Annotated in this window: 13 protein-coding genes and 2 tRNA genes; 14 read left to right on the top strand and 1 reads right to left on the bottom strand. The window is 58.9% G+C overall.

The genetic code is table 11. The features are described 5' to 3' along the window. The first annotated feature begins 23 nt into the window (after positions 1-23). From DKW72_RS04075 to DKW72_RS04010, 14 genes are all read left to right on the top strand, one after another. The gene (locus tag DKW72_RS04075; protein ID WP_111641052.1) at positions 24-1784 is read left to right on the top strand and encodes a tetratricopeptide repeat protein; all 1761 of its coding nucleotides are present in this window, start codon (positions 24-26) and stop codon (positions 1782-1784) included. Then, on the top strand, positions 1777-2388 hold the full coding sequence (lolB, locus tag DKW72_RS04070) for a lipoprotein insertase outer membrane protein LolB (RefSeq protein ID WP_111641051.1): 612 nt from the start codon (positions 1777-1779) through the stop codon (positions 2386-2388). The genes DKW72_RS04075 and lolB overlap by 8 nt, the downstream gene beginning before the upstream one ends. Positions 2389-2391: 3 nt before the next feature. After that, on the top strand, positions 2392-3273 hold the full coding sequence (ispE, locus tag DKW72_RS04065; RefSeq protein ID WP_111641050.1) for a 4-(cytidine 5'-diphospho)-2-C-methyl-D-erythritol kinase: 882 nt from the start codon (positions 2392-2394) through the stop codon (positions 3271-3273). Next, positions 3264-3338, top strand: a tRNA-Gln gene (locus DKW72_RS04060). Before ispE ends, DKW72_RS04060 begins: the two co-directional genes overlap by 10 nt. A 291-nt stretch (positions 3339-3629) precedes the next feature. Beyond that, positions 3630-4562 (top strand): ribose-phosphate pyrophosphokinase, encoded by a 933-nt coding sequence (locus DKW72_RS04055; RefSeq protein WP_111641336.1) that lies wholly within the window; start codon positions 3630-3632, stop codon positions 4560-4562. A 115-nt stretch (positions 4563-4677) separates the two neighbouring features. Continuing rightward, a complete protein-coding gene (locus DKW72_RS04050; protein WP_198411212.1) occupies positions 4678-5325 on the top strand; it encodes a 50S ribosomal protein L25/general stress protein Ctc in 648 nt (215 codons plus the stop codon). Between the two features lie 20 nt (positions 5326-5345). Beyond that, complete coding sequence (gene pth, locus DKW72_RS04045) at positions 5346-5933, top strand: aminoacyl-tRNA hydrolase (protein WP_111641049.1); 588 nt, start codon at positions 5346-5348, stop codon at positions 5931-5933. Positions 5934-5996: 63 nt separating this feature from the next. Then, a complete protein-coding gene (locus DKW72_RS04040; RefSeq protein WP_111641048.1) occupies positions 5997-6890 on the top strand; it encodes a chemotaxis protein in 894 nt (297 codons plus the stop codon). A 93-nt stretch (positions 6891-6983) separates the two neighbouring features. After that, positions 6984-8075: a redox-regulated ATPase YchF gene (ychF, locus tag DKW72_RS04035; protein ID WP_111641047.1), complete on the top strand. Its 1092-nt coding sequence runs from the start codon at positions 6984-6986 to the stop codon at positions 8073-8075. Positions 8076-8158: 83 nt separating this feature from the next. Next, positions 8159-8235, top strand: a tRNA-Met gene (locus DKW72_RS04030). Positions 8236-8349: 114 nt separating this feature from the next. Then, positions 8350-9387, top strand: a complete 1038-nt coding sequence (locus DKW72_RS04025; RefSeq protein WP_111641046.1) for a LacI family DNA-binding transcriptional regulator — start codon at positions 8350-8352, stop codon at positions 9385-9387. Positions 9388-9514: 127 nt separating this feature from the next. Further along, positions 9515-10489: a GGDEF domain-containing protein gene (locus tag DKW72_RS04020; RefSeq protein ID WP_111641045.1), complete on the top strand. Its 975-nt coding sequence runs from the start codon at positions 9515-9517 to the stop codon at positions 10487-10489. A 281-nt stretch (positions 10490-10770) separates the two neighbouring features. Then, on the top strand, positions 10771-11382 hold the full coding sequence (locus tag DKW72_RS04015) for a sigma-70 family RNA polymerase sigma factor (RefSeq protein ID WP_232522309.1): 612 nt from the start codon (positions 10771-10773) through the stop codon (positions 11380-11382). Continuing rightward, complete coding sequence (locus DKW72_RS04010) at positions 11379-12047, top strand: ChrR family anti-sigma-E factor (RefSeq protein WP_111641043.1); 669 nt, start codon at positions 11379-11381, stop codon at positions 12045-12047. The genes DKW72_RS04015 and DKW72_RS04010 overlap by 4 nt, the downstream gene beginning before the upstream one ends. A gap of 93 nt (positions 12048-12140) precedes the next feature. Here the strand turns inward: DKW72_RS04010 and pnp are convergent, their stop codons facing one another. Then, positions 12141-14255 (bottom strand): polyribonucleotide nucleotidyltransferase, encoded by a 2115-nt coding sequence (gene pnp, locus DKW72_RS04005; protein WP_111641042.1) that lies wholly within the window; start codon positions 14253-14255, stop codon positions 12141-12143. Positions 14256-14321: the final 66 nt, after the last annotated feature.

The following is a 14321-nucleotide window of genomic DNA, read 5'->3' as shown; positions in this document are numbered from 1 at the left end:
ACTCAGAGGATAAAACCATTCGCATGAAAACCCTGTTCCCGCTCGTGTCCGCGGCTCTGTGCTGGAGCTTACTGAGTGGCTGCGCCCAGCAACCACCGGTTCCGGACCCCGAGATACCGCCGCCGACCGAAGCCCGGACCGAATCCGCAGCCGAGTCATACGAGGCGACGTCCGAGGCCCGTCGCGAGCGCCCGGTGCGCGCCTTTACCAGCGAAACGCTGTACTCCTTGCTGGCCGCCGAACTGGCCAGCAGCCGCGAACTTTACGACGTTGCCCTGTCCAATTACTACCAGCAGGCGCTTGTGACCCGTGACCCCCAGGTCGCCGCACGCGCCACGCTCTACGCCCGCTTCCTCGATGCTGACAATCTGGCTCTGGAAACGGCTGAACTGTGGCTGGACATCAGCCCGGATGACCCAGAAGCGCAGCTCAACGCGGCCCTGCTGATGATGCAAGGCGGCCGGCTGAACGAAGCCTTCGAGCTGTCCCGGCGCCTGCACGCTCAGGGCGAGTACCCCCTGTTTCAGAACATTGCCGCCAACGCGGCCAACTTGCCCAATGATCGCCACGAGGCCCTGCGCGCGCGCTTCAGTGATCTGCTGGAGCAATACCCGGAAGACGTTCAACTGCTGATCGGTACCGGGCTGATGTACCATCAGCAGAACCAGCCCGCCGCCGCCCTGGCGCTGGCCGAGCGCGCCCTGAAGCTAGAACGCAGTAACTCCGCCGCCGCCATTCTGCGTGCCAGCGCATTGCATCAACTCGGTCGCCTTGAAGAGGCCATTAGTGGACTCGAGACACTGCTGCGACGCAATCCCAACGATTTTCGGGTGCGCCTGCAGTACGCCCGCCTACTGACGGAACTCGACCTGGCACTGGCCCAGGAGCAGTTTGAAACCCTCCTTGGGCAATCCCCGATGGATCCGGATCTGCTCCTGTCCCTGGGCCTTATCGCCTTGGAACAGGGAGACCGGGACACAGCCGCCAACTCTTTTGAGACGCTGCTCGACCTGGATGAGCACCTTTCACCCGCCCACTATTACCTGGCGGGTATGGCCGAGCACGACGAAGACCTGGAAAGTGCGCTGATGCACTACCTGCAAGTCGAACCGGGCAACGATTTTTACAGTGCCACCGTACGGATTCTGGAAATCCTGATCGACCAGGGCGACCTGGTCAGCGCTGAACAGCACATGCAGCGCGTACACCAACGCTTTCCCGAGCAGGGCGAGGCCCTCTACTTCATGCACGCTCAAGCCCTGACCCGCGCCGGTGAACACAGTGCCGCCAAAGCGGTACTGGACCAGGGCCTCGAGCACTTCCCGACCAGTACCGAGTTACTTTACTCCCGCGGCATGGTCCATTTTGAACTGGACAATATCGAGGCTTCCGAGCGCGACCTGCGCGAGCTGCTGAGCTACCAACCCGACAGTGCGCACGGACTCAATGCCCTGGGTTATATTTTGACCGATCGCACCGAGCGCCACGACGAGGCCTATACCCTGATCAGTCAAGCACTGGCCCTCAAGCCCGACGACGGGGCCATTCTGGACAGCATGGGCTGGGTGTACTACCGCCTCGGTGACCACGAGCGCGCCCTGCACTACCTCGAGCGCGCCTGGGCCGTGTACCCGGACCATGAGGTCGCCGCCCACCTGGGCGAGCTGCTGTGGGTAACCGGCGAGCGCGAACGCGCCCGGGCGGTGTGGCGTGAAGGGCTGGACCTCAAACCCGAGAGCCCGGTCATTCTCGAAACGATAGAGCGCCTGCAAGCCGATGACTAGGTTGCCGGCATCCGGACTGTGGCTGGCCCTGGCCGTGCTACTGGCCACTGGCTGTGCGCGCCAGCCTGTGGCCCCCGATATCGAAGACTGGAGTGCCCATCAGGCTCTGCTGCAAAACCTCGAACACTGGCACATCACCGGTCGTCTCGGGCTGCGCGTGCCCGAGCAGAACGCCAGTGCCAGCGTGCGCTGGCGCCAGGATCGGGACGACTTTCATATTGACCTGAGCGGCCCCTTCGGTCAGGGGCGCACCTTGATACACGGCGATCAGCAACATGCCGTCCTGGAGCAGGCGGGCGAACGACCCCTGACGGCGAGCAGCGCTGAAACCCTGCTCTGGGACACCACCGGCTGGGTTTTCCCCGTGGCCCAATTGACCTACTGGGTCAAGGGCATACCGGCACCCTTCGGCCCGCCCGCCGAGGTCGAACACAATAGCCAGGGCTGGCCTGAACGCCTGACCCAGGCCGGATGGACACTGGACTACAGCCGGTTTCAGGCGGTCGACGGCTACCCGCTACCCGGACGCATTGTCGCCCAAAGCGGGGATATCCGCCTGACCCTGATCATTCGCCAGTGGCAACTGCCCGACGCCGGGGACTAGGCTGTGGACCACCTGACCCTGCCCGCACCTGCCAAGCTGAACCTGTTCCTGCACATCACCGGGCGACGAGCCGACGGCTACCATCAGCTACAAACCCTGTTTCAACTGCTCGACTACGGCGACCAGCTGCATTTTCGCCTGCGTCCGGACGACACGCTCCAGCTCACCCCCGCACTGCCAGGCGTTGCCGATGCCGACAACCTGATCCTGCGCGCCGCCCGGTTGCTGCGGCCCTGGGCCAGAGGGCCGGCCGGCGCCGACATCAACCTCGACAAGCGCCTACCCATGGGCGGCGGCATCGGTGGTGGCAGCAGTGATGCCGCCACCACCCTGGTCGCCCTCAACCGGCTGTGGGACTGCCGACTGACCCGGGCCGAATTACAACATTTGGGACTGCAACTGGGTGCCGATGTACCGGTATTTGTGGGCGCCGAAACCGCCTGGGCCGAAGGTGTCGGCGAGGTTCTCAAACCGGTGGCTTTGGCACCCCGCTGGTTCCTGGTTTTGTGCCCGCAATGCCATGTTTCTACTAAAGAAATTTTTTCACATAAAGGTTTGACAAGAGACACAGCGGCCATTACAGTAGCGGCCTTTCTCAGGGAGGGCGGCCACAATGACTGTCAGCCCCTGGTGGAAAGACTCTACCCGGCGGTGGCCAACGCCCTGGCGTGGCTGAGTCGCTTCACTGATAATGCTCTGCTCACTGGCACCGGCGCCTGCATTTTTGCAGCTTTTGCCAACCGACAGGAGGCCGAGCATGTACTTGCCCAGGCACCGAGTGATCTCCCAGGCTTTGTAGCCCAAGGAATTAACCGATCACCACTTTACGAACTGGCAAGTAATGGTGCAGAATACGCACCGCCGAAAAACACTACTGGGGCGTAGCCAAGCGGTAAGGCAGCGGGTTTTGATCCCGTCATGCGTAGGTTCGAATCCTACCGCCCCAGCCATATTTATCGGGCAGCGATGCTGCCAGAGCGAAACTACTGGGATCGGGTAGGTTCGAGCCGGAGGCGGCAGCGCCGCCGGAGACCAGTGAGCCGAAGGCGAGCTAATCCTACCGCCCCAGCCATATTTATCAGGGTGACCCGGAGGTCACCTGGCCCCGGCCACCTTTCCCGACAGCACCCGATTCGTCATGCAACTATCAGCGTCAGTTCCGATAAGTAAACCGTTGCAGTGAACGTCGAACAGGACAGACTCAATTTAAGTTAGCAAAGGTACCCTGCGTGACTGACTTGATGGTATTCACCGGCAACGCCAACCCCGTACTCGCCCAGAAGATTGTCGATTATCTGGGGATGCCCATGGGCGACGCCTCGGTAACGCAGTTCTCCGACGGCGAAGTCTGCGTCGAACTGCTGGTTAACGTCCGGGGGCGCGACGTTTTTATTGTCCAGCCCACCTGTGCGCCGACCAACGACAACCTCATCGAACTGATCGTGATGGTTGATGCCCTGCGCCGAGCCTCAGCCGGCCGGATCACGGCGGTCGTGCCCTACTTTGGCTACTCCCGTCAGGATCGTCGGGTACGTTCGGCACGGGTGCCGATTACCGCCAAGGTGGTGGCCGATATGCTGGTTGGCGCTGGCATCGACCGGCTACTGACGGTTGACCTGCACGCTGAACAGATCCAGGGCTTTTTTGATGTACCGGTGGACAACGTCTACGGCTCGCCGGTACTGCTCGAAGATATTGAAAAGCAGAATTTTGAAGACCTGGTTGTGGTGTCGCCGGATATTGGCGGTGTCGTTCGCGCCCGCGCAGTGGCCAAACAACTGGGCGTAGAGCTGGCCATTATCGACAAACGTCGCCCGCGGGCCGGCGTCGCCGAGGTCATGAACATCATCGGCGATGTCAGTGGCCGCACCTGCCTGCTGGTGGACGACATGGTCGACACCGCCGGCACCCTGTGCAACGCCGCGACAGCGCTGAAAAAAGCTGGCGCTAACCGCGTGGTCGCCTACTGTACTCACCCGATTTTGTCGGGCAACGCAATAGACAACCTCAATAATTCCGAGCTGGATGAGCTGGTGGTTACCGACTCCATCCCCTTGCGCGGTGAGGCCAAAGACTGTGGGCGTGTCCGTGTACTGACGCTGTCACGCATGCTCGCCGAAGCGGTGCGCCGCCTGAGCAATGAAGAATCCCTGAGTGCGATGTTCCGCGAATAAGCGGACCCATCGACTCGAGGCAACACACCCGGGCAAACCTGTCCGGGTGTTTTTATAACCCCGTTGGCGATATCTGGTCGCGGATGCCAACGGAATGTTAATGAGGAAAGACATCATGTCTGAAGATTTTGAATTGAATGCCGTCGCGCGCGACGACCTGGGCAAGGGTGCGAGCCGCCGCCTGCGTCGCCTGGCGGACCAAGTCCCGGCGATTATTTACGGTGGCAAGAAGAACCCCGTCAGTATTTCTATCAGCCTGAAGGAGCTGAAGAAGCACCTGGAAAGCGAAGCGTTTTTCTCGCATATCATCAGCCTGAGCGTCGACGGCAAAAAAGCCGAGAACGTGATCCTGAAAGATCTGCAGCGCCATCCCGCCAAGGGCTTCCCGATGCACGCCGACTTCCTGCGTGTTTCCAAGTCCACCAAGCTGCAGACCAGCGTGCCGCTGCACTTCATCAACGAAGACAAAGCCGACGGTATCAAGCTGCAAGGCGGTAAAGTCGTACACAGCATGGTGCAACTGGAAGTCAGCTGTTTGCCGGCCGATCTGCCCGAGTTTATCGAAGTGGACCTGATCGACGCCAAAATTGGCGACACCCTGCATATCTCTGACCTGAAACTGCCTAAAGGTGTTGTTTCTGTGGCGCTGTCTCACGGCCCGGACCACGACCTGCCGGTGGTGTCCGTCAACAAGCCCAAGGGCGCAGCTGAAGACACTGAAGGCGAAGGCGAAGAAGGTTCTGAAGAGGGCGGCGACGCCTAACGCGGAATCTGCCGGACGTGATGAAGGATACCCCGATCGAACTTATCGTGGGCCTGGGCAACCCAGGCCCCGACTACGACCGGACCCGACACAACGCCGGCGCCGATTTTGTGGGCGAGCTGGCGCACCGTATGGGCGCCAGCCTCACCCCCGAGGCCAAATTTCACGGCCTCACCGCGCGTATCCGCATTGCCAACCGCGACGTCCGACTCCTGATCCCCACCACCTTTATGAACCGCAGCGGCCAGGCCATCGGTGCCATTGCGCAGTTCTTCAAAATTGCCCCTGAGGCCATCCTTGTCGCCCACGATGAGCTTGATCTGCCCCCGGGCAGCGCACGCCTCAAACACGGTGGCGGTCACGGCGGTCACAACGGCCTGCGCGATACCATCAGCGCTCTGGGCAACAACCGCGACTTTAACCGCTTGCGTCTGGGTATCGGCCACCCCGGCCACGCCTCGCAAGTATCCGGCTTTGTACTCAAAAGGGCTCCTGCCGCAGAGCAACAGTTGATCGAAGAGGCCATTGATCGCGCACTCGACGCCCTGCCCCTGGCCGTGAGCGGCGACTGGGCCAACGCCATGAAGACCCTGCACACCAAAGCCTGATTCAAGGCTTCATAAAATCTGTTCGCTGCCGTTATACTCTAGTGCATTACAACCGGAGTCGGTATGACCAGTAAAGCCAAACACACGCAGAAGCTTTTACTCTTTACCCTGGCAGGCCGACAGACTTTTGCCATGGGTACCCTGAAAGTCAGGGAAATCATCCCCTATGTGAAGTTTAACCGCATTCTTCAGGAGCACCCCGCCGTGCTTGGGGCGGTCACTGTACGCGGGAAAACCTTGCCGGTCATCGATATGGCGGCGGCGGTAGGCTACCCGCCCATCCCTGTTGAGGAAATGCCGTCAAGCTCGATCATCATCACCGACTGCCAGCGCAAAGACGTGGGCTTTCTGGTGCGTCATATCGACCGTATCGTCGACGCCAACTGGCGAGAGATAAAACAGCCCCCCGCCATGCTCAGCAAGAAAGCCTACGTCACCGGTCTGTTTATGTTCGAGGGGCAAGCCATCCAATTGCTCGATCTGGAGCTACTATTTTCCCAGATTTACCCGGATCCGCCCGAGCGCCGCTATGCGGTGCTGACGGATGTTCAGCGCGAACAGCTGCGGCCACTCAACATCCTGCTCGTAGACGACTCCCATGTGGCGCGCAGGCAGCTCTCGGATGCGCTCGACCACCTGAATATCCCTTATCAGGTCACCAACGATGGGGCCGATGCGCTCGCGCGCATGAAAGCGGCTGCCGCCGACAACAACGCCATCGACATTCTGGTCAGTGATATCGAAATGCCCGGGCTCGACGGCTACGAACTGGCGTTCGAGATCCGCAATAACCGCGCCCTCAACCAGGCCTACATCATCCTGCATACCTCCCTCAACAGCGAGATGAGTGTCAGCTACGCCCATCAGGTTGGGGCCAACGAGGCACTCACCAAGTTCGATGCCGACGAACTGGTACACGCCATGTTGCGCGGGGCCAAACGGGTCATGGATGCCTGAAACGCCGGTCGAAAAGCGGCTCGCACCCCTGTATAATCGCGCCTTTCTTTTTCACTCAACGGAGCTTCGGGCTCCACTTTCGGGACGGTTATCATGGGTTTTAACTGCGGCATCGTTGGCTTGCCCAACGTCGGCAAGTCCACTCTTTTCAACGCACTGACCAAGGCCGGCATCGGCGCAGAGAACTTCCCTTTCTGCACCATCGAACCCAATGCCGGGGTTGTCATGGTGCCGGATCCGCGCCAGGACCGGCTCGCCGAGATCGTCAAACCGGAAAAAGTCGTCCCCACCACCATGGAATTTGTGGATATCGCCGGCTTGGTGGCAGGTGCCTCCAAGGGTGAGGGCCTGGGCAATAAATTTCTGGCCAATATTCGCGAAACCGAGGCCATAGCCCATGTCGTACGCTGCTTTGAAGACGACAATGTGATTCACGTTGCCAACAGTGTCGACCCGGCGGCGGATATCGAGGTCATCAATACCGAACTGGCGCTGGCGGATCTGGAAAGCGTCGATAAGGCGCTGCTGCGTTACAGTAAAGCCGCCAAGGGCCAAGACAAGCACGCGATCGCCATGAAGGCCATCCTGGAGAGGGTCCAGCCTCACCTGGATGAGGCCAAGCCCCTGCGCTCCTTCGGTTTGAGCAAGGACGAGCTGGCGCTACTGCGCGAGCTCAACATGCTCACCCTCAAACCCACCATGTATATCGCCAACGTCGCCGAGGACGGCTTCGAGAACAACCCGCTCCTGGACAAGGTGCGCGCCATCGCCGCCGAGGAAAATGCCGTTGTGGTTCCTATCTGCAACAAGCTCGAGGCCGAGATTGCCGAATTGGAAGACGACGAAAAAGCGGAGTTTCTGCAGGAAATGGGGATGGACGAGCCCGGCCTGGATCGGGTGATTCGCGGCGGATACGACCTGCTCGGCCTGCATACCTATTTTACCGCCGGGGTTAAGGAAGTACGCGCCTGGACCATTCCCGTCGGTGCCACCGCTCCCCAGGCAGCGGGCAAGATCCACACCGACTTTGAAAAAGGCTTTATCCGCGCCGAGGTCATCAGCTACGACGACTACATTGCTCACAAAGGCGAGCAAGGGGCGAAAGACGCCGGCAAATGGCGCCTGGAAGGCAAAGACTACGTCGTCAAGGATGGCGATGTGGTGCACTTTCGCTTTAATGTCTAGACGAGCCGGCCCAAGACCAAATTGTTGCGGCCAAACGCTTGACTTTAGACCCATAGATGGCGAGAATACGCGCCCTCAGACGTGGCTAGGTAGCTCAGCTGGTTAGAGCACAGCACTCATAATGCTGGGGTCGGCGGTTCAAGTCCGCCCCTAGCTACCACTTTGAGACCGATTACAAAAGGCCAGCAGGGTATACCCTGCTGGCCTTTTATTTGTGTAATAATAATATGCGCCAAATCGACATCCACTCACTGCGATACGGATTGACGTCGGGATGAAAAAATACAAGCAGCGCAAAGACCTCAAAAACAAGCCCAAGGCCCCCACGCTTATCGATGTGGCCCGGGTCGCCGGGGTATCTCCGATCACCGTCTCCAGGGCATTGAATCAGCCCGATATGGTGTCGGAAAAAGCCCGTGAAAAGGTTCAGAAAGCGGTCGAAAAGACCGGCTACCTGCCCAACCTGGTGGCCGGCGGCCTGGCGACACGCAGCAGCCACCTGGTGGCACTGATCGTTCCGACCGTAGCCAACCCCATCTTTGCGGAAACCGTACGCGCCATTAACGAGACACTGGCCGAATACGGGTATCAGGCACTGCTTGGGCTATCGGGCTACAACCGCGACCAGGAGCAGGACCTGCTTGAGGCGATTTTGTGTCGCCGCCCGGACGGCATTATTCTCACCGGTCTCGACCATACCGATATCAGCTTGCGGCGTCTGCACGCCTCGCAAATTCCGATTGTGGAAACCTGGGACCTGGGCGACGACCCGGTCGATGCGCTGGTCGGCTTTTCCCACTACGACGTAGGCAAGGAGATGGCGGCCTATCTTCTGGGCCGGGGCTACCAGCGCTTTGCCGCTGTGACCGCCGACGACTCCCGCGCCGCCAAGCGCCTGGAGGGCTTCACTGACCACTTGGCTGAGGCTGGCATCAAGCATGTCCCTACCAATGTCATTCAGACCCCGGCCCGCTTCAGTCGCGGCCGCTCGGCCTTTGGTACACTGTTGGATCAAGGGGTCAAGTGCGATGCGGTGTACTGCAGCTCCGACACCCTCGCCCACGGGGTGATCACCGAAGCCCTGAGCCGCGGTTTGCGGGTGCCTGAGGACGTCGCCGTGATCGGCTTCGGTGACCTGGATTTTGCCGAAGCCTCGCTGCCCTCGATCTCGTCGGTAAAGATCAACGGCGCCGATATCGGTCGGGTGGCGGCTCAGGCGCTGGTGGCAAAAATGACCGCGGACGACAACGACCCCCCGCCACAGACACTGGTAGACGTGGGTTTCAGTATCATGCAGCGCGACAGTGCGTGAGACGGCGGCCGCCCCAACACGGAATCTTTACACAGAATTTTGCTCGGACCCCGTGAATTCAGGCGCCAATGGCGCTACTATTGCTCGAGTAACTGCACGGATATAACGATACTTGGCAGAGGAAGGGATGCAACTCGACTCGAAGCAACACTTTCAACTGGGGCTGGTGCGACTGTTCGCACTGATGACCCTCGCGGTTATTCTGCCCTTTACGCTTTGGCGCTTTTACAGCGGCGATTGGCTAAGGGCAAGCATCAACTGCGTCATCTTCGCCATGGCGCTGACCAGTTATATCTACTCTTACCGTGCCCAGCGGGTCTCCGAGCTGGCCAGCTTTCTGGCATTTTTCCTGCTGATTGCAGTCATGACACTGACCTATATGAGCCACCCCCTATTCAGTATGTGGCTGCATCCGGTCATGCTCACCTGTTACTTCCTGCTTCCTCAGCGGGTCGCCATCAGTCTCTCGGTGATCACCGTCGCCGCGCTCTTCCCCCTGCTCCTGACCGCCAGTGATACCCTCACAGCAGCCAGCGTCAGCGCTTCTCTCGCCTTGAGCAGCGCCATGGCGTTCACCTTTTCCCGTCTGGCAGATCATCAGCGGCGCAAACTCGACCAGGCGGCCCATCACGACGCACTGACCGATCTCGGCAACCGCCGCCAGCTCGATGAAGAGCTCAAACGTTGCCTGGATGACTTCCACCGTTCGGGTACGCCAACCACCCTGATCATCCTCGACCTGGACAATTTCAAACGGGTTAATGACACCTACGGCCACCCCGTGGGAGACAAGGTGTTGGTGCACGCTGCACACATCCTGCGCCAGCGCGCGCGCCGGACTGACCGGGTATTCCGCTATGGGGGCGAAGAGTTCGTGATCCTGGCTCGACATACCGACCTGGAACAGGGCCGTTTGCTGGCGGAAAAACTGCGAAGCCAGTTCGAAGGCCAGCTGGAGGCCCCTGACGGTCCAGTCACGGCCTCATTTGGATGCGCACCGCTGCTGGCCTCCGACACGCCCAGCGCCTGGTTCGGACGCGCCGACGAGGCGATGCTCCGGGCCAAGGCCGGAGGCCGCAACCGGGTGGAAACAGCCCCATAAAAAAGCCCGGCTCAGGGCCGGGCAACGGGCTACACATTGATCTCAGAGCGGATGAACCTGCTGGTAATTTGGCAGCAAATTACCTATGCTGGAGGCGACGGGCCTCTAAATGTGCTGAAACCGCGTAATTCCTTATACGCCAGTCCCCACCGAACAGATCATTTTCTGTTTCGGCTCACTTTTTGTGATCCGCCCACAAACGTAATGCGTAAAAGTCCGTAACAGCAATTGGCCAGCTCGTGCAGGCCATTCCGAATAACGGACCACTTTAGAGGCATTGCATGTTGACGACCCGAGCCAAGGCCAATTCCATGAGCGATCCCGGCACGGACGAGTCTCGCACGCCCGACTGGGGTAAGCTGTTAAATCAGGTAGCCCAGACCGGTGACCAGAGAGCGTTCAAGCAAGTCTACGATTATTTTGCCCCCCGCCTGAAGGCTTATGCCATCAATCAGGGGATGGGCGAGCAGTCAGAGGAGCTGGTGCAGGAAGTGTTGACCAGTGTCTGGCGCAATGCGGGTAAATACACGGCGTCATTGGCGTCTGTATCTACGTGGATCTTTACGATTGCCCGCAACCAGCGCATTGATCTGTTGCGCAAACGTAACCGTACAAAAGCGGAAATTGTGATTGAGACTGAGGACCTGTGGCAGATTCCTGTTGAAGATACCACTATCCGCTCGATTCAGGCCGGCTCGACCGCCAAGCACATGAATGAATCCATTAATACCTTGCCTGAAGAGCAGTTGATTGCGGTGCGCAAGGTCTATTATGAAGGTAAGACCCACCAAGAGGTGGCAGAAGAGCTTCAGGTGCCTTTGGGTACCCTGAAGGGGCGCTTGAGATTGTCCCTCAAGAAGTTACGCGTCAAGTTAGAGGCAACCGATTTATGAGTCATCACCACCCCGACGACATGACCCTGGTGGAGTATTCTGCCGGCAATCTCGACCTGGCCTGCGCTTTGGCCGTGTCCGTTCACTTATCGATGTGTGGTCACTGTCGAGAGCAACTGCGTAAACTCAACACCCTCGGGGGTTCCCTGCTGGACTCGACCCAGCCTGCCAGTGTGGAGGAAGGCAGCTTTGAGGCATTGATGGCGCATATAGAGAGCAGTAAGTGTGCGACGGCAGACGCGGTGAGCAGCGCGCCTGATGAGCAACTGCCTGGCTATCGCAACCCGTTGCTCAAGTATCTCCCGACAGACCGCTGGGATGACCTGCCCTGGTCAAAACAGACCGGTGATATCGCCAAATATGACCTGACAGACAAACTGGGGCTCGGCGATTTTGAGGTGGTGCTTCAGCGTATTCGCGCAGGGGCCAAGGTGCCGACTCACCGCCACCAAGGCACTGAGCTGACGGTGATCATGCAAGGCGGGTTCTCAGATGAAAACGGCGTCTACCATGAGGGTGATTTTGTCTCTCACGACGTAGGTCCTGAGCATATCCACACCCCTCGGGCGCTCGAAAACGAAGACTGCATTTGTTTGACTGTAGTTCAGGCCCCGATTCAGTTCACCAAGGGCTGGCACCGCCTGCTAAACCCTTTCATGCGCTGAGGTCGATCTGACTTCAGCGCCACCAAAATGGGTAGGCATAAAAAAACCCCGGCAGCGATGCCGGGGTTTTTTATTACAGGGAAAACCCGAGGATTACTCCTCGGAGGTTTCAGCCTGGGCCTGTTCAGCTTGTGCTTCCTTGATCGACAGCTTGATACGGCCACGCTGGTCTACATCCAGACATTTGACCTTCACAACCTGACCTTCTTTCAGATAGTCACTTACGCTGTTGACCCGCTCATCGGCGATCTGGGAGATGTGAACCAGACCGTCTTTGCCCGGCAGGAAGTTGACAAAGGCACCAAAGTCAACGATGCGTACCACGGTACCCTCGTAGATGGCACCGATCTCGGCTTCAGCCGTGATCTCACCGATACGGTCGAGCGCCGCCTGCAGGCCCTCGGTATCATCAGCATAGATCTTGATCAAGCCGTTGTCGTCGATATCGATAGACGCGCCGGTTTCTTCGGTAATCGAGCGAATGGTAGCGCCGCCTTTACCGATGATGTCGCGGATTTTGTCCGGGTCGATTTTGATGGTTTCAAAACGCGGCGCATTGTCGCTCACGGTATCACGCGGCGCAGCGATGACCTTGTTCATCTCGCCCAGAATGTGCAGACGTGCAGCCAGGGCCTGCTCCAGGGCAATCTCCATGATCTCTTCGGTAATACCTTCGATCTTGATATCCATCTGCAGTGCCGTCACACCGCTGGCGGTACCGGCCACTTTAAAGTCCATATCACCCAGGTGATCTTCATCACCCAGGATGTCGGTCAGAACCGCGAATTTTTCGCCTTCTTTAACCAGACCCATAGCGATACCGGCAACCGGCGCTTTCAAAGGCGCACCGGCATCCATCAGCGCCAGACTGGCACCACAGACGGAGGCCATTGAGCTGGAACCGTTGGACTCGGTAATTTCGCTCACCACACGCATGGTGTAGGGAAAGGTGTCTTCGGTCGGCAGAACCGCGCCAATACCGCGACGGGCCAGACGGCCATGACCGATTTCACGGCGGTTGGTGCCACCCATGCGACCACACTCGCCCACAGAGTAGGGCGGGAAGTTGTAGTGCAGCATAAAGTGATCTTTGCGCTCGCCTTCAAGGGCGTCAATGATCTGGGCATCGCGAGCGTTACCGAGGGTGGCGACAACCAGCGCCTGGGTTTCACCGCGCGTGAACAGAGCCGAGCCGTGGGCCTTGGCCAGCACACCCACTTCCACATCAATACCGCGTACGGTTTTGTTATCACGACCGTCGATACGGGGTTCGCCGTTGACGACACGGGTACGCACCAGGTTCTTTTCCACCTTCGCAAAGAGTTCGGATACCGCTTCACCGGTCACGCCCTGCTCTTCGTTGCTCAGACTTTCCACGGCCTGGGCACGCAGCTCCTGCAGACGGGTGTAACGCTCCATCTTGTCGGTAATGCGGTAGGCCTCGCCGATACCGGCTTCGTAACCGCTTTTCACGGCGTTCAGCAGCTCTTCGTTGACAACCTTGGGGGTCCAGTCCCAAGCGGGCTTGGCCGCATCGCGTGCCAGCTCTTCACAGGCCTGGATCACAGACTGCATTTCCTGGTGAGCGTAGAGCACAGCACCGAGCATGATGTCTTCGGGCAATTCTTTGGCTTCAGACTCAACCATCAGCACGGCATCTTTAGTGCCGGCCACGACCATGTCCAACTCGGACTCTTTCAGCTTGGCGTAGTTGGGGTTGAGCAGGTAACCGTGCTCAGCGCTGTAGCCAATCCGCGCCGCACCAATCGGGCCGTTGAACGGGATACCGGAAACAGCCAAAGCTGCAGAGGTACCAATCATAGCCGGAATATCCGGATCCACGGCTTTACAGGTAGACATGACCGTGCACACCACCTGAATTTCATTCATAAAGCCCTTGGGAAACAGCGGGCGAATCGGACGGTCAATCAAACGCGAGGTCAGGGTTTCTTTTTCCGACGGGCGGCCTTCACGCTTGAAAAAACCACCGGGAATCTTGCCGGCGGCGTAGGCCTTTTCCTGGTAGTGCACAGACAGCGGGAAAAACGGCTGATTCTCTTTGGCTTTTTTATCACCGACAACGGTAACGAGGACAGCGGTTTCGCCCATGGTCACGAGCACTGCGCCGGTGGCCTGACGCGCAACCCGACCGGTTTCAAGGGTAACGGTTTCGTCCCCAAACTGGAATTTCTTGATAACTGGATTCACTCTTCTCTACCTTCTAACAATTGACTGTTTATTGCATTCGCTTGGCTTTTCAATCACGCAGCCAGA

Source organism: Marinimicrobium alkaliphilum (assembly GCF_003259155.1).
In the GTDB taxonomy this organism is placed as follows: Bacteria; Pseudomonadota; Gammaproteobacteria; order Pseudomonadales; family Cellvibrionaceae; genus Marinimicrobium_A; species Marinimicrobium_A alkaliphilum.
The sequence above is the reverse complement of the archived record's forward strand: the minus strand, read 5'-3'. Positions and strand labels throughout refer to the sequence as shown.

Coding starts and splice junctions, on each gene's coding strand:
- DKW72_RS04075 (WP_111641052.1), top strand. CDS start 24: ATGAAAACCCTGTTCCCGCTCGTGTCCGCGGCTCTGTGCTGGAGCTTA.
- lolB (WP_111641051.1), top strand. CDS start 1,777: ATGACTAGGTTGCCGGCATCCGGACTGTGGCTGGCCCTGGCCGTGCTA.
- DKW72_RS04055 (WP_111641336.1), top strand. CDS start 3,630: ATGGTATTCACCGGCAACGCCAACCCCGTACTCGCCCAGAAGATTGTC.
- DKW72_RS04050 (WP_198411212.1), top strand. CDS start 4,678: ATGTCTGAAGATTTTGAATTGAATGCCGTCGCGCGCGACGACCTGGGC.
- pth (WP_111641049.1), top strand. CDS start 5,346: ATGAAGGATACCCCGATCGAACTTATCGTGGGCCTGGGCAACCCAGGC.
- DKW72_RS04040 (WP_111641048.1), top strand. CDS start 5,997: ATGACCAGTAAAGCCAAACACACGCAGAAGCTTTTACTCTTTACCCTG.
- ychF (WP_111641047.1), top strand. CDS start 6,984: ATGGGTTTTAACTGCGGCATCGTTGGCTTGCCCAACGTCGGCAAGTCC.
- DKW72_RS04025 (WP_111641046.1), top strand. CDS start 8,350: ATGAAAAAATACAAGCAGCGCAAAGACCTCAAAAACAAGCCCAAGGCC.
- DKW72_RS04020 (WP_111641045.1), top strand. CDS start 9,515: ATGCAACTCGACTCGAAGCAACACTTTCAACTGGGGCTGGTGCGACTG.
- DKW72_RS04015 (WP_232522309.1), top strand. CDS start 10,771: ATGTTGACGACCCGAGCCAAGGCCAATTCCATGAGCGATCCCGGCACG.
- DKW72_RS04010 (WP_111641043.1), top strand. CDS start 11,379: ATGAGTCATCACCACCCCGACGACATGACCCTGGTGGAGTATTCTGCC.